The organism is Pedobacter suwonensis, assembly GCF_007833675.1.
In the GTDB taxonomy this organism is placed as follows: Bacteria; Bacteroidota; Bacteroidia; order Sphingobacteriales; family Sphingobacteriaceae; genus Pedobacter; species Pedobacter suwonensis.
On the sequence record NZ_CP031708.1, the window covers coordinates 5538712 to 5563388 of the forward strand.

At 39.2% G+C, this 24677-nt stretch carries 16 protein-coding genes; 11 read left to right on the top strand and 5 right to left on the bottom strand.

Translation table 11 applies throughout. From position 1 onward, the window contains the following. Positions 1–141 precede the first annotated feature (141 nt). Entirely contained in the window at positions 142–3138 is a 2997-nt protein-coding gene (locus tag DV942_RS22695; protein WP_145861311.1) for a SusC/RagA family TonB-linked outer membrane protein, read from the top strand. Between the two features lie 11 nt (positions 3139–3149). Then, complete coding sequence (locus DV942_RS22700) at positions 3150–4775, top strand: RagB/SusD family nutrient uptake outer membrane protein (protein WP_145861313.1); 1626 nt, start codon at positions 3150–3152, stop codon at positions 4773–4775. A 572-nt stretch (positions 4776–5347) separates the two neighbouring features. On the opposite strand, the gene DV942_RS22705 is transcribed toward DV942_RS22700, so the two are convergent. Continuing rightward, the gene (locus DV942_RS22705; RefSeq protein ID WP_090987637.1) at positions 5348–5878 is read right to left on the bottom strand and encodes an OmpA family protein; all 531 of its coding nucleotides are present in this window, start codon (positions 5876–5878) and stop codon (positions 5348–5350) included. Positions 5879–6057: 179 nt separating this feature from the next. On the opposite strand from DV942_RS22705, the gene DV942_RS22710 reads away from it, so the two are divergent. Further along, the gene (locus DV942_RS22710) at positions 6058–6828 is read left to right on the top strand and encodes an SDR family NAD(P)-dependent oxidoreductase (protein ID WP_145861315.1); all 771 of its coding nucleotides are present in this window, start codon (positions 6058–6060) and stop codon (positions 6826–6828) included. Position 6829: 1 nt separating this feature from the next. Here DV942_RS22710 and DV942_RS22715 read toward each other — a convergent pair whose 3' ends face one another. After that, a complete protein-coding gene (locus DV942_RS22715; RefSeq protein ID WP_145861318.1) occupies positions 6830–8641 on the bottom strand; it encodes a glycoside hydrolase family 15 protein in 1812 nt (603 codons plus the stop codon). A gap of 90 nt (positions 8642–8731) precedes the next feature. Next, a complete protein-coding gene (locus DV942_RS22720; RefSeq protein ID WP_090987643.1) occupies positions 8732–9430 on the bottom strand; it encodes an NUDIX hydrolase in 699 nt (232 codons plus the stop codon). A gap of 159 nt (positions 9431–9589) precedes the next feature. Between DV942_RS22720 and DV942_RS22725 the strand changes: the two genes are divergently transcribed. From DV942_RS22725 to DV942_RS22735, 3 genes are read left to right on the top strand one after another with little or no spacing between them, the layout of a single operon-like run. After that, positions 9590–10651 (top strand): UDP-glucose--hexose-1-phosphate uridylyltransferase, encoded by a 1062-nt coding sequence (locus DV942_RS22725; RefSeq protein ID WP_090987645.1) that lies wholly within the window; start codon positions 9590–9592, stop codon positions 10649–10651. An 11-nt stretch (positions 10652–10662) separates the two neighbouring features. Beyond that, positions 10663–11814, top strand: a complete 1152-nt coding sequence (locus tag DV942_RS22730) for a galactokinase (RefSeq protein WP_145861320.1) — start codon at positions 10663–10665, stop codon at positions 11812–11814. Between the two features lie 40 nt (positions 11815–11854). Continuing rightward, positions 11855–13531, top strand: a complete 1677-nt coding sequence (locus DV942_RS22735; protein WP_090987648.1) for a sodium/sugar symporter — start codon at positions 11855–11857, stop codon at positions 13529–13531. 231 nt (positions 13532–13762) lie between these two features. Here DV942_RS22735 and DV942_RS22740 read toward each other — a convergent pair whose 3' ends face one another. Then, positions 13763–14089: an RNA recognition motif domain-containing protein gene (locus tag DV942_RS22740; protein ID WP_145861322.1), complete on the bottom strand. Its 327-nt coding sequence runs from the start codon at positions 14087–14089 to the stop codon at positions 13763–13765. Between the two features lie 220 nt (positions 14090–14309). On the opposite strand from DV942_RS22740, the gene DV942_RS22745 reads away from it, so the two are divergent. The 3 genes from DV942_RS22745 (at position 14310) to DV942_RS22755 (ending at position 19911) form a co-directional block, all read left to right on the top strand. Then, positions 14310–16292, top strand: a complete 1983-nt coding sequence (locus DV942_RS22745) for a sialate O-acetylesterase (protein ID WP_145861324.1) — start codon at positions 14310–14312, stop codon at positions 16290–16292. A gap of 171 nt (positions 16293–16463) precedes the next feature. Further along, positions 16464–18974 carry a beta-L-arabinofuranosidase domain-containing protein gene (locus DV942_RS22750; protein ID WP_145861326.1) on the top strand — a complete coding sequence of 837 codons (2511 nt, stop codon included), beginning with the start codon at positions 16464–16466 and terminating at the stop codon, positions 18972–18974. A gap of 73 nt (positions 18975–19047) precedes the next feature. Further along, complete coding sequence (locus DV942_RS22755; RefSeq protein WP_090987655.1) at positions 19048–19911, top strand: OmpA family protein; 864 nt, start codon at positions 19048–19050, stop codon at positions 19909–19911. Positions 19912–20169: 258 nt separating this feature from the next. On the opposite strand, the gene DV942_RS22760 is transcribed toward DV942_RS22755, so the two are convergent. Next, positions 20170–22023: a PAS domain-containing sensor histidine kinase gene (locus DV942_RS22760; protein ID WP_145861336.1), complete on the bottom strand. Its 1854-nt coding sequence runs from the start codon at positions 22021–22023 to the stop codon at positions 20170–20172. Positions 22024–22606: 583 nt separating this feature from the next. Between DV942_RS22760 and DV942_RS22765 the strand changes: the two genes are divergently transcribed. Both DV942_RS22765 and mtaB read left to right on the top strand, forming a co-directional pair. Next, the gene (locus tag DV942_RS22765) at positions 22607–23176 is read left to right on the top strand and encodes a UbiX family flavin prenyltransferase (protein ID WP_145861338.1); all 570 of its coding nucleotides are present in this window, start codon (positions 22607–22609) and stop codon (positions 23174–23176) included. A 140-nt stretch (positions 23177–23316) separates the two neighbouring features. After that, positions 23317–24639: a tRNA (N(6)-L-threonylcarbamoyladenosine(37)-C(2))-methylthiotransferase MtaB gene (gene mtaB / locus DV942_RS22770; RefSeq protein ID WP_145861340.1), complete on the top strand. Its 1323-nt coding sequence runs from the start codon at positions 23317–23319 to the stop codon at positions 24637–24639. The last annotated feature ends 38 nt before the right edge of the window (positions 24640–24677 follow it).

Here is a 24677-nt window from a genome sequence, read left to right on the forward strand (position 1 = left end):
TTTGTTGTAATCAATTCATCCTTTTTCATGCATAACTCATACATGTCGTCTGATTAAATATTTGACAGAAATATTTACGATAAGCTACCCTTTTGAATTCCTTCGTGGTTCAATTATTAATTAACCAAATAATCTTAAAAAATGAAAAAAAAACTACTGGCCACAACTAAGTGTGCGGTAATGTTTTTGTTTGCTTTAATCCTATTCTTGGGTAAATCAAACGATTTAGTTGCACAGACAAACACGCAAATCTCAATTTCTGGAAAAGTAAAAGATAATAAAGGTAACCCCATTCCAGGTGCTTCCATTAGTATTAAGGGAACTGCTCAGGTGGTGGCCAGCGATGCCAATGGGAATTTCAAAATATCAGCTCATAACGGAGAAAGTTTAGTGGTTACTTTTATCGGTTATGTTACCCAAACTATTTTGATTAATAATCAAACACAATTTAATGTTACCCTGGCAGAAGATGCAGGTAAAAGTTTAAATGATGTTGTAGTAATTGGTTACGGTACTCAGAAAAGATCAGATGTTACCGGTTCAATTGTTTCTGTACCTAAAGCAAGGCTATCGCAACTTCCCGTAACTAATGTTCTTCAATCAATTGAAGGTGCAGTGGCTGGGGTAAATATCACCACTACATCATCTGTTCCCGGTAAAGAACCTAGTGCTTTAATCAGGGGACAGAATTCTATTACAGCTGCAGCTGGGCCTTACGTAGTGGTAGATGGAGTGCCTTTAAGTAAAACAGGCGGATCTTTAAATGACATTAACCCGAATGATATTGCATCGGTTGAGGTGTTAAAAGATGCCAGCGCTACAGCTATCTATGGTACAAACGGTTCAAACGGGGTTATTTTAATCACCACAAAGAGAGGTACTTCTGGCAAGCCGGTTATCCGTTACGGCGGATATTATGGCGTCGAAAATCTTACAAATATTCTGGAGCCGCGCAATGGTGCTGAATATGTACAGAAATACGCAGATTACATGAAGCAAACGGGGCAAACACAAACCAAACCGGTGCCAAACAATGGTGAACTAGCCGCTTATAATGCTGGTACAACTACCGATTGGGTAGCTGAAGCTACTCAAACAGGAAAAATTCAGGATCATAACGTAAGCATTTCTGGGGGAAGCCCTGATGTGAAATATTTTATTTCAGGTGATTACCTTGACCAGAAAGGGGTAGTTAAAGGTTATCAATTCAAGCGAATTGGTTTACGCTCAAACCTAGACGTAAATGTAACCAGCTTTTTAACTGTCGGAACATCGCTATTCTTATCCAGTAACAATTATGACGGAGGAAGGGCTAATCTTTTGCTTGCAACAGCCATGAGTCCATATGGGAAAGAGTATAATGCCAACGGAACCTACAATATTTATCCAATGGATCCTGAGCAACTCTATGTAAACCCGCTGTTGGGCTTAACCACAACTCAGATAAGTAGAACCACTAATATCAATGGTAATGGGTACGCCGAGATTAAATTTCCTGGGTTACTAACCGGATTAAAATATAGGCTAAATGCAGGCTATACTTATTTTCCGAAACGCGAAGGTAGCTATACTGGTCGTTTAGCCAATGATATGCTTGGCACTGCCAGAAGTTTCAATTCATCAACAAATAGCTATACGTTAGAGAATATTTTAACTTACACGAAGGACATTAAAAAACATCATTTCGACGTTACTGCGTTGTATAGTGCTCAGGAACGTAAATACAATGAGACTACCGCTGGTGCTACCGGTTTTGTTAATGACGAACTTGGTTTAGACAATCTCGGCGCAGGCGCAACACAAACCAGCGCCTCTTATCGCGACAGATACGGTCTTAACTCTCAGATGGCACGTGTTTTTTATTCGTATGATAGCCGTTATTTATTAACCCTAACTGCCCGTAGAGACGGTTCCTCGGTATTTGGTGCAAGCACAACAAAATATGGTGTTTTCCCATCAGCAGCTATCGGTTGGAATATTATAAACGAAAATTTCATGAAAAATGTTGAACTAATTAACAATCTGAAATTAAGACTATCCTATGGTAAAACTGGTAACGAAGCGGTTACTGTTTACCGAACCATTACTACTGAAAGTTCTTCGCGGTCGCCATTTAATGGAATCAGTACAATAGGAGTTATTGCAGCTAACCTGGGTAATACCTCGCTGCAGTGGGAAACGACTAAAACAGCAAATATAGGTTTAGATTTTGGCATATTGAACAACCGGATTTCTGGTAGTGTAGAAGCTTATCAGAATAAAACCAGTGGTTTATTGTTAAATAGGAGTTTACCTATAATAACGGGCTATGCAAACGTACTTGAAAACATAGGTAAAACATCAAATAAAGGTTTGGAAATTACTTTAAATACTCAAAATTTTAAAGGAGAAGGATTCCGTTGGGAAACCAGCGTTGTTTTTGCCACTAACAAAAATAAAATTGTTGATTTGTATGGTGATGGTAAATCAGATCTTGGAAACAGGTGGTTTATTGGTAGCCCGATTGGTGTGGTTTACGATTACCGAATGACAGGAGTTTGGCAAACGGGTGAAGATGTATCTAAACAAGATCCAACAGCTAAGCCAGGTAGTTTAAAATTTGCCGATCTAAACGGTGATGGTAAAATTACAGCAGATGATAGAACAATTCTTGGACAAACAGCACCAAAATGGACAGGTGGTTTAACTAACACTTTCCATTATAAAAACTTTAACCTGAGTATTTTCGTTCAAACAGCTCAAGGCATGACGAAAAACAACCCTGATTTAACATATGGAGATGAGACAGGTAGAAGAAATACACCGGCGGAGATTGGTTACTGGACCCCTGAAAACCAAAGCCAGACCAGACCTGCACTTTCTTACAATAATACCTTAGGCTATGGATATGCATCGGATGCCAGTTATACTCGTATTAAGGATGTTACGCTAAGCTATGTTTTTGCACAAAACCTGTTGGATAAACTTCATTTGGGCGGTTTAACCGTTTATGCTAGCGGTCGTAACCTGCATACATTTACCAATTGGGTGGGCTGGGATCCTGAGAATAACTATTCTACTAGAGGTTCAGGAGATTGGACAAACAACTATCCTTTAACCAAAACGTTTGTACTAGGTTTAAATGTTTCATTACGTTAATCTTAATTATCATGAAAAAATACAGCATCATCATAGCATCATCAATCGTATTGTTTTTTACAATTTCATCATGTAAAAAAGCATTTCTGGATGAGAAACCATTTTCTTCGTACACACCATTAACGCTTACTGACTCCCTTGGGTTTGAAGCATCACTGATCGGTTTGTACAACCATACCAGTACTATATTTTCCTGGTCCGATCAGCAAGGTTGGCCAAGCGTTTGGCAGGTGGGTACAGATGTGGCAAATGCCACTAACAACCAGCAAGGTGTTGAAATTCCCTATTATAATTATGCAACTTTAACACCTACTGATATAGGCTCTGCCCGTACCTGGAACAGAAATTATATTATGGTTAATCTTACCAACATCATCATTGACGGGATCGAAAATCCAAGAGTAACCAGTATAAGTACAAAAGGTAAGAGTTTAGTTAGTGCAGAAGCAAAATTTTTCAGAGCATATGCTTATAATAACCTTGCAACATGCTATGGTGGAGTTCCTTTAATTTTACATGCGTTATCAGGTCCGAAAACCGATTTTGTTCGTGCTCCGCTAACCGATGTAAACAACCAGATCGTGAACGATCTGATCTATGCTTCAAGCAATTTGCCTGATATTGAAGCGGTGAAAACCAATACCAAGGGAAAAATGTACGGAAGAGCGAACAAATTTATGGCCATGCAACTTCTTGCTGAAGTTTATCTTCGAATCGGAAAACCAGATTTGGCCGAACAACAGGCACAAGCCATTATTTCAAGTGGTAAATTTAGCTTGATAAAAGCGCGGTATGGTGTTAAAACCAGTCAGGCTGGTGATTACTATTCAGACATGTTCCAATATGGTAACCAGAGAAGGTCGCAGGGAAATACCGAAGCTATTTGGGTATTGGAGCAGGAGAATCCGACCAGTGTAGTTGGTGGAATAACAGATAACCCGCAACAGCGCCGGGTATGGGGTGCAGCTTATTATAACATTGCAGGCATGGTTTTGGCCGATTCTTTAGGTGGGCGTTCAATTGGTAGGTTGCGTCTAAGTAACTGGGTACTTTATGGCTTGTATAAAGGTAACGACATCAGAAATTCAAAATACAATATTCGCAGAAGATATTATTATAATAATCCTGCTGCTCAATATGCAAGTATTTATGGCAAACAGGTCCCTTTTACCGGCCCTGATACATTGATTAATATTTGTCCAAGCACAACCAAATGGGGAGCTTTTGATCCTAATGATACATTTGGGTACGCCATGATCAAAGACTTTATACTAATGCGATTAGGAGAAACATATTTGTTATTGGCCGAAGCACAGGTGGCACAAGGTAAAACAGCAGATGCCGCTACATCCATTAATGTATTGAGAACCAGGGCTGGTGCCGATCAGGTTACGGCTGCTCAAATGACCAAAGATTTTATTCTTGACGAAAGAGCTAGAGAGTTGATTGGCGAAGAAAATAGAAGAATGACGCTTATGAGGACAGGAACTTTAGTAGAACGTGCGCTTCGGTTAAATTCGAATGATGCATCTAAACCAATCACAGGTTTAACCACAAAAAACTTATTATTACCTATCCCATTAACAGAAATACAGCTAAATAAAGATGCAGTATTGACTCAAAACCCCGGTTATTGAGGTATTTCGGTAATATAGCACTCCCCAGGTCTTAATTGATCTGGGGAGTTTTTGTTTAGTTTTCAATTTTGCACTGGTAATTAATCAATTTAAACGACTAACCAATTGTAATAAGCTTAACCTGTTTAACAATTAACCGAACGCAATCAGCTGTATTATTTGCCTGTGTATATTTAGAGTGCTATCGTGTTTTTTTCAATATATTAAAGATGAAGGTAATGCATGGGAAAAAAAAGAGCCTGTCTTAATAGTAAAAGAATTGAATTTGACGATGTCGCCATGCTCAGCTTGACTGGGCATCTTAATGCTTTGGTATGGACTTATTTAGTCGCCATTCTATCCCTTCCTGTCCGTAGTGTTCCGAAGGGCACTACGGATTAAAGAATGGAAAAGAGTCTCTGACTCGCTTTGATTATCTAATTAATATAACTTATAAGTTAGGAAATCAATAGAGACACTATGCTTAACTCTACGAGCAGTAACCAGAAAAAAGTTCATGAAAATGACTGCCTGTAAATAGAAAAGGGCCATGGAAACTTAACCAAGGCCCTTTTCTATTTGATGTTTAATAACTATTTCTGAACCTTTATTTCAGTTCTTCTGTTCAGTATCCTGCCTTCTTCGCTGTTATTGCTGCTGATGGGATTTTTTTCGCCATGGCCAACAACAGTAAAGTTATTTCCATTTAAACCAGCATTTATAAAGTATGATTTTACGGCATTTGCACGATCTACAGAAAGCTGCATGTTATGTTCGGGCGTACCTTCGGCAGATGAATAGCCATTGAGGATAAATTTCGTATCCGGCGATTTTTTCATCTCTGTAACCGCTTTATCTAAAATAGGGAATGATGATGTTTTAAGTACGAATGAGTTAAACTCGAATTGAATGTTATCTAAGTTAAAATTTGGTTTTTCAACCGGTTCCGGAGTTTCTTCTTTCTCGGGAGCAGGCGCTGGTTTTTCTGCTTCCACTGGTGGCGCTGCTTTTTCAACGGGTTTCGGAACAGGCTTTGCAGCCAGTTTCTTTGTTTTACAAGAATACATAGTAAGCGTAAACAACGCCAAAAGCGTGGTAAATAAAAGGTTTTTGGTAATGTTCATGTTTTAAGATTAATTTATGTTTATTGTGTGTTTGTTGCCCAAACATACTAATAAATGATTATAGCTATAACGATGTTTTTCCAAAGAGCTTATATTTCATCTGTTAATCATATTAATTTACTTCCATTTTACGCAAACATATTTATCGCTAATTCCTTTATTTATTATAACCTGTTATTATGGACCGTTTTAAAAACAAAATCGCTTTGATTACCGGAAGCAGCCAGGGAATTGGCGCTGCATGTGCATTAAGATTGGCCAAAGATGGCTGTGATATTATATTGAACGGACATAAGTTTGATGAAAGGGGTGAGAAGCTTATTGCAGATATAAAGGATTTGGGCAGAAGGGTAACTTTTTTAGAAGCTGATTTAAGTAAAGCAAATGCAGCCATCAAGTTGATTAACGATGCTGTAGAGGTATTTGGCCATTTAGATATTTTGGTCAATAACGCAGGCGTAGAAAAAAATGCCTGTTTTTGGAAGGTTACAGAAGAGGATTATGATCTGATCATGAATACAAATTTAAAAGGTGTTTTTTTTGGCATCCAGTCATTTGTAAACTACTGTAGAAAAAACAAATTACCAGGAACGGTAATCAACATGAGTTCTGTACACGAAGAAATCGCATTTCCAAATTTTGCTGCCTATTGTGCCAGTAAAGGTGGTTTAATGATGCTCACCAGAAATCTTGCTTCAGAATTAGCACAGTTTAACATCAGGATCAATAACGTGGCGCCCGGCGCGGTTGCAACACCAATTAACCGGGATTTATTAGACAATAAAGAACAACTGGAAAAAGTGCTTCAAAATATTCCATTAAAACGAATGGGTAAACCAGAAGAGGTGGCAGCCGTGGTTGCTTTCCTTGCTTCTGATGATGCCGCTTACGTAACCGGCTCAACTTATTATGTCGATGGTGGATTGACCTATCATTACGAAGAGCAATAGGCTAACCCGTTTTGCGGCTCAGTTGTTTATTAAGCTCTACAGCTGCGCTGATTAAAGCCAGGTGTGTAAAGGCCTGTGGAAAATTACCCAGGTGTTCGCCTTTTTGCCCCAATTCTTCGCTAAAGAGGAAAAGATGGTTGGAATAACCGATCATCTTTTCAAAATTTTCAACCGCACGTTCCAGTTCTCCACTTTTGGCCAATGCTTCAATAAACCAGAAAGAACACATGTTAAAAGTCCCTTCTTCGCCCTGTAGTCCGTCTATTTTAGTCATGCCATTTTTATATCGGTAAACCAATACATCCAGCAGTAATTCTTTATCAATTGCTTTCATGGTCGAAAGCCAGCGTGGTTCCAACGGTGAAATGAAATGTGTTAACGGCATCAATAAGGCACTGGCATCTACGTGGGTAGCACCTTTATACTGAACCCATGCCCCTAACTTTTCATTCCAGAAATTATGATAAATATCTTTATAAATTTCGCTGCGGATACCGTGCCATTCCTGCTCCGGGTAAGGAAACGATCGGTTTTCGGCAATTTTAATTGCCCGATCCATTGCTACCCAGCACATTAAACGTGTGTGAAGGAACTCCTTTTTTTCATTTCTGATTTCCCAGATGCCGTGATCAGGTTTTTTCCATTGCTTGATTACACACTGAACCTGTTTTTCGATCAATTTCCAGAATTCGTAGGTAATTGGTTTATGTGATTTATTGTAAATGTAAACCGTATCAATCAGTTCTCCATAAATATCAATCTGTAACTGACTGGCTGCTTCATTGCCAATGCGTACGGGCTTCGACGAGCGGTAACCTTCAAACTGATCGGCTTCTATTTCTTTTATTTTCGTATTGCCATCAATCTGATATACCAGTTGCAGGTCTATCTTCTGACAAAGGTTAAATATCCAGTCTATAAACGCGGTAGCCTCATCAAAAAAGCCCAGCCTTAAAAATGCATACATGGTAAAAGCGGCATCCCTGATCCAGGTAAAACGGTAATCCCAGTTACGGTTTCCACCAATCGTTTCAGGCAGTCCAAAAGTAGGCGCGGCCACTACCGAACCAAATTCTGCCGATGTAAGCAACTTTAGTGTAATTGCCGATCTTTTTATAATTTCATCATAACGGCCTTGATAGGTGGTTTGACTGATCCATTCACGCCAGTAATCTACGGTTTTGCGATAACCATGTGCTTTATAATGGGCTAAATCAGCGGCAATTTTATCATCCTGAATAATTTCCATAATGATGTGCGCCGTTTCCGATTCCTTTAAGGTAAATTCAGCATAGCCAGTACCTTTTTTGATGTGTAACGGCACATCCGCTTTTAGTTTTAAGGTTAGTTTTTCAGTTTCTGAAAAAAATACCAGTTCATCATTTTCATGCCGAACCGTATGCTCACTCTTCATGTAGCCAAAAGCCGGTACACAGAAAACCTTAAACGTTATATTGCCCCTGATGGATTTGATCTGCCGTACAATAGCGCTGGGAAAATCAGTTTCCTTCGATACCGGCATGTAATCGCTAAGCTCTGCGATGCCTTGCTCAGCGAAAAAACGGGTAAGCAGCACTGCTGTTCCCGGTAAATAAAGTTGTTTGCTGGTAAAATTTTCAAGCTGTGGTTCAACCGAGAAATAACCTCCTTTTTCCGAATCGAGCATTGAGGCAAAAACGGTGGGAGAATCGAATTTTGGTGCGCACAAAAAATCTATTGAGCCATTTAGCGAAACCAGCGCTATAGTTTTAAGGTTGCCGATAACGCCATAGTTTTCTATTGGCTGGAAAGGTCGTTTTCTGTGCTTTGCCATATTTAAGGTATAATTTACCTAAGCAAAGGAATAAGGGTTGGTTTTTGTTTTATCGCCCTGATAATAGGTGTTACAAAATGCAAAAATAAGCTACACCTTTAAGTTTGGTACCAGGCTTAAGAAGGCCTGTGCATTGGCGGCATATTTTTTCTTATCTAATTTGAAATAGAATGCGCCTTTTTTGGAACCCGTTCTATCTTTCTCTGCCAGCTTGATCAATAATCCCGTAGAAGTAATTTTCCGGCTGAAATTCCTCGTATCTATTTTAGTATCATTTACTTCTTCAAAAAGGATGTGTAGCTGTGGAATGGTAAATTTTTTAGGCAGCATTTCGAACAGTATAGGGTGTAGGGCCGCTTTGTACCTTAATTTTTTACGGGCATCAGCAACCATTTTGTCATGGTCGAAAATAAGTTTGGGCCTATCGTTGATCAAAAACCATTCGGCCTCATAATCGTCGTTTAATTGCGCCTCATATTTGTGGATGTCAATAAGGGCAAAATAGCCGACAGAAAGTGTTCTTTCAATCGGGTCACGATGAGGTTCCCCGTAAATCTGCATCTGCTCCAGGTAAACACCTTCTAAACCTGTCATTTTTTTAAGTACCCGGTTTGCTGCATCGTCCGGGCTTTCACTAGGCCCCACGAAACCACCCATCAAACTCCACTTGTTGATCTCGGGTTCTAGACCACGTTTTACCAACAAAATCTTAAGGTGTTCGCCATCAAATCCAAACACGATGCAATCAACAGCTACAAGATAATGCGGCTGCCTGGAATATTCAATCATTTTTTATTAAGGTTTAAAGGGCTTAATATGTTCAAATTTTTACGAAAATAAAAATTATTATTAATTGTCGTTTTGACAATTAATAATAATTTTATAATTTGGCGCCTTGGATTAGAAGGCCATGTGGCCTTCTTTTTTCTAACCAGTTGAAAATATAAAATGAACCAAACATTCGAACTTGACAATAATCCGCATACCCGGCTCAACATATTAACCGGTGAGTGGGTTCTGGTATCACCGCATCGCACTAAGAGGCCATGGCAAGGTAAAGTTGAAGACATTACCCCAGATAACCGCCCGGAATATGATCCAAAATGTTATCTATGCCCTGGAAACGGAAGGGCAGACGGAGATAGCAACCCATCCTATACAGATAGCTTTGTTTTTAACAATGATTTTGCCGCTCTGCTGGAAGATACACCAGCCGGAGAGATGAACGAAGACGATTTGTTGGTAGCCAACAACCAACGCGGGCTGTGCAGGGTAATCAGCTTTAGCCCTAAGCATAATCTAACTCTTCCCGAAATGAGTGTAGAAGCCATAACCGCTGTAGTTAATGTTTGGCAGCAGGAGTTTAACAGCCTGGCTGGCAACGAGTGGATTAAATACATTCAGATTTTTGAGAATAAGGGTGAAATAATGGGCTGTAGTAATCCACATCCCCATGGTCAGATCTGGTCGCTGGGTGATGTGCCAATGGAAATTGCCAAGGAAACCGATCGTCAGAAAACTTATTATGCCATCCATAGAAGAAGTTTACTTGCTGATTATTTAAAACTGGAGCAAAAGAAAAACGAACGCATCATATTTGAGAACGATCATTTTGCAGTATTGGTGCCTTTCTGGGCAGTATGGCCTTATGAAACCATGATCATCAGCAAAAGGCATGTAGGAAGCATTAAGCTTTTCTCTGCTGCAGAAAAGAAATCGTTAGCCGAGGCCATCAAAATCCTTACAACGAAATACGATAACCTTTTCGAAACTTCTTTCCCTTACTCGGCAGGTATGCACCAGGCGCCTGTAAATCTTGGAGATTATCCGGAATGGCATTGGCATATGCATTTTTATCCACCTTTGTTGCGCTCAGCATCGGTTAAAAAATTTATGGTAGGTTATGAGATGCTTGCCAACCCTCAGCGCGATATTACGCCCGAGTTTGCAGCAAACCGGCTTAAAGAAATGTCTACTATACACTATAAAACCAGCAAGGCTGAAGATTAAAATTTTAATAAATGAATGCACAAGATTTAAGAAGTACATTTAAAAGACTTTTCAATGCCGAACCCATTTTGGTTCGCTCGCCGGGAAGGATTAACATTATTGGCGAACATACCGATTATAATGGTGGTTTTGTAATGCCTGCTGCTATTGATAAGGCTATCTATGTTGCCATATCGAAACGAGAGGATGACGAAATTCATTTATTTTCAGAGAGTTACCAGCAGTTTGATATATCATCCATAAAGAATTTACAGAAATCAGAAAATAGCTGGGCAAACTATATTTTAGGTGTAGCCGATCAGCTAAAAGAAAGAGGGTATGCGTTAGGAGGTTTTAATTTTTATATTGATGGTGATGTTCCGTTGGGTGCAGGCTTATCGTCATCAGCAGCTGTGGAGTGTGCAACAGGTTTTGCGCTCGATCAGCTTTTTTCGCTTGAGGTTCCAAAACTGGATATCGCTTTGGTTGCACAAAAAGCCGAACAGACTTTTGCTGGTGTTAACTGTGGTATTATGGATCAATTTGCCTCTGTATTTGGCCAAAAAGATCAGGCCATCATGCTCGATTGCCGGTCAATGCAACACAGCTACATTCCGCTGAAGTTAGATGGTTATAAACTTTTACTTTTAAATACCAATGTAAAACATGCGCTTGCCGATTCAGCCTACAACAAAAGAAGGGCACAATGCGAGCAAGGTGTAGCCTGGATAAAAGAGCATTACCCTAACGTAAATACGTTGCGGGACGTAACTCTTGAAATGCTGGAAGCACATGTTAAGCCAAAAGATGAGGAAGTGTTTAAAAAATGCAGTTTTGTAGTTAAAGAAATCGGGCGTTTACTTACCGCGGCTGAGCAACTTGTAAATGGCAACCTGCACGGTTTGGGGCATCTGATGTTCGAAACTCACGAAGGTTTAAGCAAAGATTATGAAGTAAGCTGCAAGGAATTGGATTTTTTAGTGGAGGAGGTTAAACCGCTGGATGAAGTGTTAGGTGCCAGAATGATGGGCGGTGGCTTTGGTGGTTGTACCATTAATATCGTTAAAGAAGAGAAAATAGCAGATTTGATCGAAGAACTGTCTTCTAAATATTTATTGCAATTCGGCCTCAAGCTGGATGCTTATATCGTTCAAACCGATAATGGAACCAGTTTATTCAATTAAAAACTAAATAACCCAACTGGGATATTAACCCAATAAATCAATGAAAAACAATTTATTAGATACGAAGGATTACATTGTCTTTGCAATTTACTTCGTTATTGTGGCTGCTTACGGGCTTTATATTTACAACAAGAAAAAGTCAGAATCTACCGGTTCTAAAGATTATTTTCTTGCTGAAGGTTCTTTAACCTGGTGGGCAATTGGCGCTTCCTTAATTGCATCGAACATTTCTGCAGAGCAGTTTATCGGGATGAGTGGCTCAGGTTTTAAAATGGGATTGGCCATTGCCACCTACGAATGGATGGGTGCATTAACCTTAGTGGTTGTAGCTGTATTTTTTATACCGGTTTATTTAAAAAATAAGATAGCCACCATGCCGCAGTTTTTGCACCAACGTTATAATGGTACCGTTGCTATGATTATGGCTGTTTTCTGGTTATTGCTGTATGTGGTGGTAAACTTAACCTCTATTCTCTATCTGGGCGCCCTGGCCGTAAGCAGTATTTCTGGTTTCGACCTGAGGTTCTGTATGTATGCCATTGCCGTTTTTGCTATCATCATTACCCTCGGCGGGATGAAAGTAATCGGTTACACGGATGTAATTCAGGTGTTTTTCCTGATTTTAGGTGGTTTGGCAACAACGTATCTGGCATTGAACCTGGTTTCCACACATTATGGTACAAGCGGCGTATTTGAAGGTTATAGCTTAATGACGACTAAGGCTTCTGAGCATTTTCACATGATTTTTAAGCCGGATAACGAAAATTACATCAACTTGCCAGGGTTGAGTGTATTGATTGGCGGTATGTGGATCGTAAACCTGAATTATTGGGGCTGCAACCAGTACATCACACAGCGTGCATTGGGTGCCAATTTAGAAACTGCCCGCGGCGGCCTTCTTTTTGCTGCTTTCTTAAAATTGCTTATGCCTATCATTGTGGTATTGCCTGGTATAGCCGCCTATGTGCTATATAAAGACGGCGTGTTCCAATCTGAAATGATTCAAGGTGGTTCCGTTGTTCCTGATCGTGCTTATCCGGTATTGCTGAACTTGTTACCTGCGGGATTAAAAGGACTTTCTTTTGCTGCGCTAACCGCTGCGGTTGTAGCCTCACTGGCAGGAAAAGCAAATAGTATTGCCACCATTTTTACTTTAGATATCTACAAAAAAGTATTAAAAACAGATGCCTCTGAGAAAAATTTAGTTACAACAGGCAAGATTTCTATCATCGTAGCCATGATTCTCGGTGTATTGATTGCGCCTCATTTGGGAATAGATAAGAAAGGTGGTTTTGAATATATTCAGGAATATACCGGGTTTGTATCTCCGGGTATTTTTGCCATGTTTATTTTAGGCTTCTTTTGGAAAAGGACTACATCAGCAGCCGCATTATTTGCTACAATAGGCGGTTTCGGTTTATCAGTTTTACTTAAATTCTTACCAATAGTAACCGATCTGTCCTGGTTAGCTGGAATGGGTTTTTCTGTCAAAAACGCAGATGGTGTATACGAAATTCCGTTTTTAGACCGGATGGGCTTTGTATTTGTATTCTGTATCATCGGTATGGTGATCATTAGTTTGGTAAGCAATAAAGCTAAGGCCGAAGCTAAAGGATTGGCCATCGATGCTAAAATGTTTAAAACAAGCCGAGGTTTTGCGGTTGGTGCTTTAATCATTATAGGGCTATTGGTTGCGCTGTATAGCGTATACTGGTAGCAATTAGTTATTGACCTTGACAATTTTAATGTGCGCAATGCCTTAAGATTGTCAAGGTTTATCCACTGATCAGTACATCTTGTTCTGGTAAATCTCCTGCTAAATTGATCAGGATCTTTCCTCTAAGTCCGCCCGGTTGAAGCTAATGATTTGATCGTTATATTTTTCGCTTTCTGTTTAAAAAGCTTTTGAAGTTTTATTGGAACAGATATAAAATAGACAACGAGATCATTAACGTTGTAACCTGGGTCTTTTACTCTTAAAATTGGGGTTTGGGTGTGGATTTGTTTTTGGCCTTGGTGTTTTAGCACCACTTTCATCCTCAGATATTTTAACTGTAATTACATTACCTTTAAAAGTTTCTCCATTTAAGGTAGATACGATATTTTTGGCGTCAGGAAGACTGTAAATTTCCAGAAATGCATAGCCTTTACATTTTCCCGTAGTCCTGTCACGAACTACTTTAATTGTTTCAACCCTACCATGAAGGCTAACCCAAATTGCCAAATCCATTTCTTGGATATTGTCAGGAAGGCCACCTATGAAAATCTTAACCATTAATCTCTTATTTTAGGGAACACTTAAGGCTTTACTATTAAAAGCTACATTGTTCTTTTAGTCTTGCAAAATAGGTAAAATGATGCGCTTACCCAAACTAAATTTTACCAAAATTACCCAATTTTATGATAACTTTTTGGTGAAGAGTGACTAAAAATATTGATGTTAACTTAGATAAAACGTACATTAGCTTTCTAATGACCAAAAAACAGTTCAAAATATGAGCACCCGCAAGCTAAGCATCCTAATTCTAATTTCATCACTACTTTTCATATCACCATTTACACAAGCAAAAATATCATTGCCTTCGGTTTTTAGTGATAATATGGTTTTACAGCAGAAAACAAATGCCGCAATTTGGGGCAAAGCAGATGCAGGTAAAGCCGTTAAAGTAATGGTTTCATGGAACAAAATTAATTATGGCGCTATTGCCGATTCCAATGGAAATTGGAAACTTAAAGTAGCAACACCAGGTTATGGTGGTCCGTATACCATCACCATATCAGACGGCGAGTTATTGGTACTCAATAATGTATTAATTGGCGACGTGTGGATCTGCTCCGGGCAATCGAACATGGAAATGCCGCTGGCAGGTTGGGGCAAAATCCTCAATAGCGAAAAAGAAATTGCAGCAGCAAACTATCCCAACATCCGTTTACTGCAGGCAGAACATGTTACCAGTAATTTTCCGCTTAACGATGCTAAAGTGGCTTTCGGCGGCTGGCAGGAGTGTAGCCCCAAATATATTGCCGGATTTTCTTCTACCGCATACTTTTTCGCCCGCGAAGTGTATCAAAAAACTAAAATTCCCATCGGCCTGATCCATACTTCATGGGGAGGAACAGTGGCAGAGGCCTGGACGAGTGCTGAATCGCTAAAAAAGATGTCAGATTTTTCTGCAGCAGTTGATCAGATACAGAAAATGGCTAAAAACACATCGTCAATTTCTTACGAAGATAAATTGTTGAAATGGGTGAAAATCACTACTGATAAAGATTCAGGTAATCAAAATGGAACGATGAAATGGGCATTGCCAGCGAGTGATAGCTGGAAAAACATGACGTTGCCAACCTTATGGGAAGATGCCGCACTTAAGGATTTCGATGGAGTAGTATGGTTTACGAAAAAGGTTACCATCCCCGAAAACTGGAAAACAAAAGGAGCAAAACTTAATTTGGGCACTGTTGATGACAACGATGTTACCTTTATTAACGGTGTGAAAATTGGCGAAACTGCAGGATATAACGTTGAAAGAACTTATGTTATACCTGATGATTTGCTCAAAGCTGGTGAAAACATCATTACAGTGAGGGTTTTTGATAGTGGCGGCGGTGGCGGATTATATGGTAATGCCAAGGATTTAAATTTAACAAATGGAACGGAGAAGATTTCGTTGGCCGGCGAATGGAAATATAAAATAGGTTTGAACTTTAAAAATATTGAGCCAAAGCCATATGAAGAGAATGGCCCTAACCGACCAACTGTTTTGTATAACGCCATGATCCATCCTTACCTGCAATTTTCCATCAAAGGAGCGATCTGGTATCAGGGCGAATCAAACGCCGATAGAGCTTACCAATACCGCACGTTATTTCCAACGATGATTAAAGATTGGAGACAGAAATGGGGACAGGGCGATTTTCCTTTCTATTTCGTACAGCTGGCCAATTATATGCAGATTGATCAAAAGCCAACAGCTTCTGCATGGGCCGAATTAAGGGAGGCACAGCAAAAAACACTGTCTTTGCCAAATACAGGCATGGCCACGATTATTGATATCGGCGATGCAAAAGATATCCACCCTAAAAATAAACAGGAGGTAGGCAGGAGGCTGGCTTTAATTGCCCTTGCTAAAACATATGGACAAAAAATAAATTATTCTGGCCCTATTTACCAGTCAAATAAAATTGAAGGAAAACAGATCATATTATCGTTTGGCAATAGCCAAAATGGATTAAAAACAGCAGATGGAGCAGCGCCAATTGGTTTTGCAATTGCTGGCGCAGATCAGAAATTTTACTGGGCCAAAGCAAGTATTAAAGGGAACCAGATTATCGTCAGTAACGATCAGGTCGCAAATCCCGTTGCCGTTCGTTATGCATGGGGAAACAATCCCGTATGTAACCTGGTGAGTAATGATGGTTTACCCGCATCGCCATTTAGAACAGATACCTGGCCTGGGATTACCTTTGGCAAAAAATAGATTAAAAAAGCGTTTTTAAATAACCCCAACAATTTATCTCGTATAAGTTGTCGGGGTTAATTTATCGGATTACCTGCGATATGCGGTTCCTGATCTTTTATACTAAATCGTTTTATTAGTTATGCAGTTTTGTTAGTTTTACCTTATAAATTTCTAACCAATATACCTTTTATGACTAAAATAATATTCCCGTTATGTGTACTGCTGGCCGGTTTATTAACTAAATACACAAGGGCACAAAGCTTAACTGAATTTAATAAAGCACCATTAAAACAGCAGGTTTATGTGCAATTGCCCTTAGGCAGTATCAAGGCGAAGGGTTGGTTGTTAAAGCAGCTGGAGCAACAAAGAGATGGGGCAACAGGCATGGCCGAAGAGCTGTATCCGGAAAAAGACAATCTGGGCAAAAATACCGATTGGTTAGGCGGGGAGGGTAGCAGCTGGGAGCGCGTACCTTATTACGTTAAAGGCCTGGTTGCGCTGGCCTATACTTTAGATGATCCCATGCTAAAAGCGAAAGCGCAAAAGTATATCGATTGGACATTGAACAACCAGCAGGCTAATGGATTATTTGGTCCTCCTAAAATGAAAGACTGGTGGCCACGTATGCCAATGATGTATGCATTGCAAAGTTATTATGAGGCCACCAATGATAAAAGGGTTATTCCTTTCCTTTCAAAGTACTTTCGATATGAACTGGATCACCTTGATGCCAATCCTTTAAATGAGTGGGCTAAAGCAAGAGCGGGTGATAACATGGAAATTGCCATTTGGCTTTACAATATAACCGGCGAAAATTATTTGTTAAAGCTTGTAGAAAAGTTAAAACAACAGGCCTATCCGTGGATTGATATTTACACCAACAACGGATTTTACTTTTTTGGTGACGATTTTCAGCCAAAACATATGGTTAATGTGGCGCAGGCTTTAAAATTTCCCGTGGTTTACGCCCAGCTTCAAGATTCGCCTGGTAACCTTCAGGCATTTACGAAGGGCATCAGCCACATTATGCACGACCATGGCCAGCCAGAAGGTTTAGGTTCTGGAACAGAATTTCTTGCCGGTAACAGCAGCATAGAAGGGGTAGAAACCTGTACGGTAGTAGAATGGATGCAGAGTTTAGAAACAGCTGCCAGGGTTGTTCATGAGGTGAAAGTTGGCGATCAGCTGGAAAAAGTTGCTTTTAATGCTTTACCTGCTCAGTTTAGCCGTGATTTTAAAAACCATTCTTATTACACCTTACCCAACCAGGTACAGAGTATATATGGTGAGCACGGCTTTAACCAGGATTATGCCTCCGGAATTGTTTCCAGCCCATACTCGGGCTTTGGTTGCTGTCGCTATAATATGCACATGGGATGGCCATATTATGTGAAAAATAGTGTTGTGGCCACACCGGAGAAAGGTTTGGCATTCAGTACTTATGGCCCTATGGAAATAGAAACGATGGTTGCCGGAAACAAAAAGATAAAAATTACAGAAGAAACCAATTATCCATTTGAAGAGCAGATCAGACTAAAAGTAGGGCTTGTCGATCCTGAGTTTTTTCCCTTGATTTTGAGAATTCCGGCCTGGAGTGTTAAGCCAAGAGTTAAGTTGAACGGTGTTATCTTAGGGGGAGTAAAGGCCGGAGAAATGTTTACCATAAAACGGAAATGGGAAAATAAAGATCAATTGGAACTTAACTTTCCAATGGAAATCATTACCAGCAAACAGGTCAATAATTCTGTAAGTGTGGAGCGTGGCCCGATTGTTTATGCCTTGGAAATTAAGGCCGAAAACAGGGTGACAAAAACGCACGCTGTTGCAGGCTTTACCGATTATGAAATCCATCCAAAATCGGCATGGAATTATGGCTTAATGATTGATAAAAATGGTCTGAATCAGGCGAGTTTGTTCAGGTCAAAAATGCCGGAAAATCCTTTTATAGCAGCCTATGCACCGCTTAAAATAAAGGTTTTGGCTAAAAAGATTCCCTCATGGGGCTTAGAGTACAATAAGGTTGCTGCTTTTGATGTGCCCTATAGTCCGATTGCGTCTGTAGAAAAGCCTGAGGAAATTGTATTGGTGCCTTACGGGTCTGAAAATATCCGTTTAAGTTGTTTTCCCGTAATCGGTCAACCTAAAATGATAAATAGAGCCTTAGTTGAGAATTTTGATCAGGGGATGGCCAGCAATTGGGTTTTTTATGGCGGTGGCTGGTTTTGGAAAGATGGTAAAATGAACGTTTCTTCCAATCCTGGTTCTGGTGGTTTTGGTATAAACGGGTCTAAATACGTAGCCAATGATACAGACTTCAGGAATTTTATTTACCAGGCTGAGGTTAAGATCGATACCAAAGGCGACGCCGGGTTAATGTTCAGGGTGGCTAAACCTGCCATTGGTCCGGATGCTTACCAGGGCTATTACGTAGGTTTAGATCAGGTTAATGGAACCATAGTGTTCGGAAAAGCCGACGGGCAAAAATGGACGGTAATAGGTTCAAAAAAATACCCTGTTGAGACGAATAAAGTGTATATCTTAAAGATAATGGCAAAGGGTTCTAAATTCGATGTTTTTGTAGATGGATCTGCCAGGCCTGTACTTTCGGCATCAGACAGCCAATATCAGTCTGGAAGTATAGGATTAAGAACATATAAGGCATTGGCAAGCTTTGATTCGGTAAAAATTAACATCATTTAACGTCAGTTCATGATCACTTAAAACATTACGGCAAGAAATTTGCTGATGCAGTAATAATAAATAAAGTAATATTATGAAATTATACAAATCAATTCCCATAATGCTCTTTACCCTGGCACTTGCTGCAGGTTGTGTGAGCAATAAAAAATATGCCGAGCTTCAGGATACCTATTCGAAGTTAAGAGAAAGAAATCAGGAACTTAGCAATAAATACCAGGATAGTCAGCGCGAACTTAGCGGAAGTACGAGCAGGGTTAGAAGTTTAGAAGAGCAGATTGCATCAGAAAAGGCTAACGTAGCGGCATTACAGGAGGCATTGAACAAATGTTTAAATTCCAGCAGCCAAGGGAATGTAAATATTTCAAAACTGGTTGATGAAATTAATAGTTCGAACAAATACATCAAACAACTGGTAAACGCCAAAAATAAAAGCGATTCCCTTAATATGGTATTAACCAATAACCTGACGCGTTCGCTGAGTCGTGAAGAATTGGGAGATGTTGATGTACAGGTGCTTAAAGGTGTGGTGTATATATCTTTGGCTGACAATATGTTATATAAATCTGGTAGCTATGAAGTATCAGATAAAGCCGGCGAAACATTGAGTAAAATTGCCAAGATCATTAAAGATTACGACACTTATGATGTACTGATAGAAGGTAATACAGATAATGTGCCTATTTCTCAGCCTAATATACGAAACAACTGGGATTTGAGTGCTTTACGTGCTTCATCTGTAGTGCAGGTATTACAGAACAAATATGCGGTAGACCCCAAGCGTTTAACTGCGGGCGGACGTGGAGAGTTTAACCCAATTGCAGATAATGCAACCGCTGGTGGAAAAGCAAAAAACAGACGTACACAGATTATCATCACGCCTAAACTGGACCAGTTTATGGATCTGATCGGGAAAGCGCCTGAGCAATCTCAAAAATAGTGCATAACTAATCGAAATTACAGAGGGTTGAAATTAAATTTTCAGCCCTTTTTTGGTTTCAAGGTTTTTCTTCCCTTTTTGATGTTCTTTTGTGCTTATAAGTGCCAGAATTTACTAGTTGGTTCAACAATAGCTGTTAAGTACTTATAATACCTTTGAAAATGTTTTTGATATTGAATGGCAAGAGCATGTTTTGGAGTGATCAACTAAAGAAATAGAGATTAACATATTCAATCATATCTTCAGAAAGGTGTGAGCTCATTGCTCAGTTGAAAAAGGTAAACTGAAATAAAATATAGAGCCTTTTCCTACTTTACTTTCTACCCATATTTTTCCATTGTGCCTTTCAATTACTTCAGCACAAATATATAAGCCTACCCCAAAGCCTGCAATGGTTTTGGTATCAGGACTTTCTACGCGATAAAAACGATCAAAAAGCCGCGGTAGATCATTTTCTCTAATGCCTATACCCTCATCTTCTACACTTACAACTGCATAATCGTTTTGTATTTCACATTTTATTGCAATCAGCGATTCTTTTCTGGAATATTTTAGCGCGTTGCCAATCAGGTTGTTCACAACACTTCCGATTTTTTCCATATCGGCATGTACAATCAATTCTTCCGGGCCAAGTACCTGGATAAAATGGCTAGGCGAAACCATCCTGGTTTCTTCAGCAATGGTCTTAACCAGCGCAGTAAGGTTAAAATTTGTTTTGTTCAATAATATTTTACCGGATTCTAGTAAGGAAACATTCAGAAAACCATCAATCATTATCGACATTTTTTTCATTTGAATATTTATCTTATCAAGTATTTGAGCAGAGAAAACATTATCTGTTTGTTTAGATTTATATTGTAAAAGCTGTACGTACGCGCTTAAAGAAGTTAAAGGTGTTTTAAGCTCATGACTAACCATACTGATAAAGTCATTTTTTCTTATTTCATCCTGTTTGTGTTCTGTAATATCCAGAATTGCGCCCGCGATATAAATAGCCGTTCCATCTTCATTGTAATAAGCCTTTCCCGCAGTTCGTATCCATTTGCGCTTTTCATTAACGCCTTTAAGGTTAATCTGATATTCAATATTAAAGGCATCGCGGTTGTGTAGTGCGCGTATGATACCCCGAGTTAGATGCCCCATATCTTCCTGGCAGATCATGGATTTAGCCTCCTCGATATCTAACCTGTTATGCTCAATTTCATAGATCTGTTGCGCCCTTTCAGATAATAGCACCTGCTTGTTTGATAGGTCGATATTCCATGATCCCATTTCGGAGGCATCCATGGCTATTTTTAAAATGTCTTTCGCTTTAAGAAGTTCTTTTTTAAAATTTACCTGTTCGGTAATATCTTTAATAATCAACAGGATGCTGGTTACTTCGTTTTTATCATTCTTTAAGGGTTCATAAAGCGCAATAAAATACCCATCCGAAACCGGAGTAGAGAGTTTCAGTTCATTGATTGTTAGCGTTTGCTTGTTTTTGAAAATGTCTTTTACACGTTTTACCAGCGCCTGTTGTGTCTGAAATTCGGGTCTTGCATCTTCCAAAGATATTCCGATAACCTCTTTTCTACTCTTGCCCCAGAGTTTTAATATATTATCATTCGCATACTCGGTAATGAGTTCGGGGCCCCTCAAAACACACATGCCTAAGGGCGCTTGCTCAAAAAAACCTCTAAAACGCATTTCGCTTTCCGAAAGCTCAAGTAAAATGTGCTCCAGGTCGTTCTCGTTCACCGGGATTTCCTTTAATGAGCAAATGAGGTATTCAACAGGGCGGTTGCTTTGTAATACCGGCGAGAATTCGAGCTCCCATTTTACATGCGGGGAGTTTGAATAGATAGGATGAACCGTCAGGCTTTGCCTGGTTTTGAGCTCACTTACGTTTTGAACTGTTTTAATCAGCGTCGTTCTTTCATCATCAGATAGAAGGTCAGGGATAATATCGATATTATAGGATTCTGACTTCCCGCCAACACACGTTATTAAAGCCTGGTAAGCGTCATTATGTTCTACCACTACTAATACCGGCTTAATTTTAAAAATGACTACAGGGTTTGTAGCATGTTTTAATAATGCCTTTAAAAATGGCGAAGCTAAATCTATCATAAATCTGAGATGACACTTTCTCAAATATAACCGTTAAACACTAAATTCCAATCGATTCACAGATCTTTATCATATTTGATACGATATAACCTATACGGGGGAATTATACTACGGTAGTTTACACTGGATTAAAGAAAACCCAGTAACTTTTAAGTTTTGAAAGCGTCGGCTTATTGAGATTTTGATCGGTAGCAGGTTAGGTCAACATCAAAAAAATGTAAATTTAAGAATAGAAAATCTTCTTACTCATTATTTCTTGAAACACTAATGATTGTAATTGTATATTTTATACTACAAAATTATTGTCAATTTTAATAAAAAAAGTGTCTTTTTAAGTTGTTAAAAAGTTTTTAAGCAAATTTATTTAAAATTATTATCCTGTAAATCAGTTGTTTGTGATTAAATTTAAAGCTAATTGGCTGATTTAAACGATTTCGCGTTTCTTGTTTATATTTTTTTAAAAAATTATATATATTTGTTCTTACCCTTTCGAGGGTATGTTTTTCATAGGTAGATGTAGGGTCAGAACATTGTTCTGGCCCTTTTTTGTTTTAATCAGTTTAGATAAACTACTTTTGTGGTTATGATGAAAAAGAAAGTAATTGTTGCCGTTACAGGTGCCAGCGGTTCGATATATGCAAAGGTCTTGTTTGATCAGTTGCTGAAATTAAGAGACCAGATAGAGGCAGTAGGCATAGTGATGAGTGATAATGCAAAAGCAGTTTGGCAATTCGAACTGGGAAATCAGGATTATAACCAGTTTACAGCGTTTACCTTTTATAACAAAAATGATTTCAATGCACCTTTTGCCTCAGGATCGGCTAAATATGATACCATGATAATTGTCCCTTGCTCTATGGGTACCTTGGGCAGGATAGCGCATGGAATATCCAACGACTTAATTTCCAGAGCGGCAGATGTGGTGTTAAAAGAACGCAGAAAATTAATAGCTGTAGTAAGAGATACCCCATTTAGCCTGATTCACATTAACAATATGAAAATGATTACTGAAGCTGGAGGCATTATTTGTCCGGCTAACCCATCATTTTACAGTTTACCCCAAACGATAGAAGAGGTTGCCGGAACGGTAGTGAGTAGGGTATTGGATTTGGCGGGTTTCGAGCAGGATAGCTACCGGTGGCAGGAGAAATAGTTTTCAGTTTGCAATTCTCAGTTTGTAGTCAACTGAAAACTTAAAATTGCCAACTACTTTGTTAATAGACTGTAATTTACCCTTAATCTCGAATTCCATATCTCCATACTCAAATCTAATTTCCTATCTTTGCAGCTTCAATGAAAAAGGTCGCATTTTATACATTAGGTTGTAAACTCAATTTCTCTGAGACTTCAACCATCGGTCGCTTGTTTACCGATGCCGGTTATGTTGTGGTAGAATTTCAGGACCAGGCTGATGTTTATGTAATAAATACCTGTTCTGTAACTGAACATGCGGATAAAAAGTGCCGTAAAGTTGTTAAAGAGGCTTTAAAGTATTCGCCAAATGCCTTTGTAACCATTGTAGGTTGTTACGCCCAGTTAAAACCTCAGGAAATTGCCGAAATAGAAGGTGTTGACATGGTTTTAGGTGCGGCTGAAAAATTCAGAATTGTTGAATACATTACTGATTTAACAAAACAGCCAAAAGCGCTTGTTCATCAGCAGAATATAGAGAAAGTTAACCATAACTTTATTGCATCCTATTCAATTGGCGATAGAACGCGTACCTTTTTAAAAGTGCAGGATGGCTGCGATTATCCGTGTACTTATTGTACCATTCCTTTAGCACGCGGTGCAAGCCGTAGCGATACCATTGAAAATGTGGTAAACCGTGCTAAAATGATTGCCGAAAGCGGTGTTAAAGAAATTGTATTAACGGGTGTAAATCTTGGCGATTTCGGAATCAGAAACGGGAAACGCGAAGACAAGTTTTTCGACCTGGTTAAGGCCCTGGATGAAGTGGAAGGAATTGAAAGAATTAGGATATCCTCTATTGAACCAAATTTATTAAGCAACGAAATTATCGAATTTGTAGCCACTTCAAAAAGGTTTGTTCCGCATTTTCATATTCCTTTACAGTCTGGCTCTGATAAAATTTTGGGATTAATGCGACGCCGTTACCGGAGTGATCTGTATGTAGAACGTGTTGCTAAAATTAAGGAGGTAATGCCAGACTGTTGTATTGGTGTGGATGTAATTGTAGGATTCCCCGGCGAAACGAAAGAAGATTTTTTGGATACCTATCAATTTTTAAATCAACTGGATATTTCTTATCTGCATGTATTTACTTATTCTGAACGTGAGCTGACAGCAGCGGCCGAAATGAAAGGTGTTGTAGCCGGAAGTGAACGGAATGAACGCAGTAAAATGCTTCATATCTTATCTGATAAAAAACGTAGGGCTTTCTACGAATCGCAGATTGGTAATGAAGGAGAAGTACTTTTTGAAGCAGATCAGAAATCTGGTTATATGCACGGTTTTACCAAAAATTACGTAAAAGTGCGGGCAAAATACGATCCGGTTATGGTAAACGAATTGAAAGCGGTTAAGCTTTTAGGGATTACTGCCGACGGAGAAGTGGAAGTAGCCGAATTGGAAACTACGCTGGCACATCATTAGTTTAGTCCTCAGTCCTTAGTCTGAAGTTTCTGTCAAAT

Excerpts from the sequence above, each read along its gene's own strand:
- DV942_RS22745 (WP_145861324.1), top strand. The coding sequence starts at position 14,310 with ATGAGCACCCGCAAGCTAAGCATCCTAATTCTAATTTCATCACTACTT.
- DV942_RS22760 (WP_145861336.1), bottom strand. The coding sequence starts at position 22,023 with ATGATAGATTTAGCTTCGCCATTTTTAAAGGCATTATTAAAACATGCT.
- DV942_RS22700 (WP_145861313.1), top strand. The coding sequence starts at position 3,150 with ATGAAAAAATACAGCATCATCATAGCATCATCAATCGTATTGTTTTTT.
- mtaB (WP_145861340.1), top strand. The coding sequence starts at position 23,317 with ATGAAAAAGGTCGCATTTTATACATTAGGTTGTAAACTCAATTTCTCT.
- DV942_RS22705 (WP_090987637.1), bottom strand. The coding sequence starts at position 5,878 with ATGAACATTACCAAAAACCTTTTATTTACCACGCTTTTGGCGTTGTTT.
- DV942_RS22720 (WP_090987643.1), bottom strand. The coding sequence starts at position 9,430 with ATGATTGAATATTCCAGGCAGCCGCATTATCTTGTAGCTGTTGATTGC.
- DV942_RS22750 (WP_145861326.1), top strand. The coding sequence starts at position 16,464 with ATGACTAAAATAATATTCCCGTTATGTGTACTGCTGGCCGGTTTATTA.
- DV942_RS22730 (WP_145861320.1), top strand. The coding sequence starts at position 10,663 with ATGAATGCACAAGATTTAAGAAGTACATTTAAAAGACTTTTCAATGCC.
- DV942_RS22695 (WP_145861311.1), top strand. The coding sequence starts at position 142 with ATGAAAAAAAAACTACTGGCCACAACTAAGTGTGCGGTAATGTTTTTG.
- DV942_RS22710 (WP_145861315.1), top strand. The coding sequence starts at position 6,058 with ATGGACCGTTTTAAAAACAAAATCGCTTTGATTACCGGAAGCAGCCAG.
- DV942_RS22715 (WP_145861318.1), bottom strand. The coding sequence starts at position 8,641 with ATGGCAAAGCACAGAAAACGACCTTTCCAGCCAATAGAAAACTATGGC.
- DV942_RS22735 (WP_090987648.1), top strand. The coding sequence starts at position 11,855 with ATGAAAAACAATTTATTAGATACGAAGGATTACATTGTCTTTGCAATT.
- DV942_RS22725 (WP_090987645.1), top strand. The coding sequence starts at position 9,590 with ATGAACCAAACATTCGAACTTGACAATAATCCGCATACCCGGCTCAAC.
- DV942_RS22740 (WP_145861322.1), bottom strand. The coding sequence starts at position 14,089 with ATGGTTAAGATTTTCATAGGTGGCCTTCCTGACAATATCCAAGAAATG.
- DV942_RS22755 (WP_090987655.1), top strand. The coding sequence starts at position 19,048 with ATGAAATTATACAAATCAATTCCCATAATGCTCTTTACCCTGGCACTT.
- DV942_RS22765 (WP_145861338.1), top strand. The coding sequence starts at position 22,607 with ATGATGAAAAAGAAAGTAATTGTTGCCGTTACAGGTGCCAGCGGTTCG.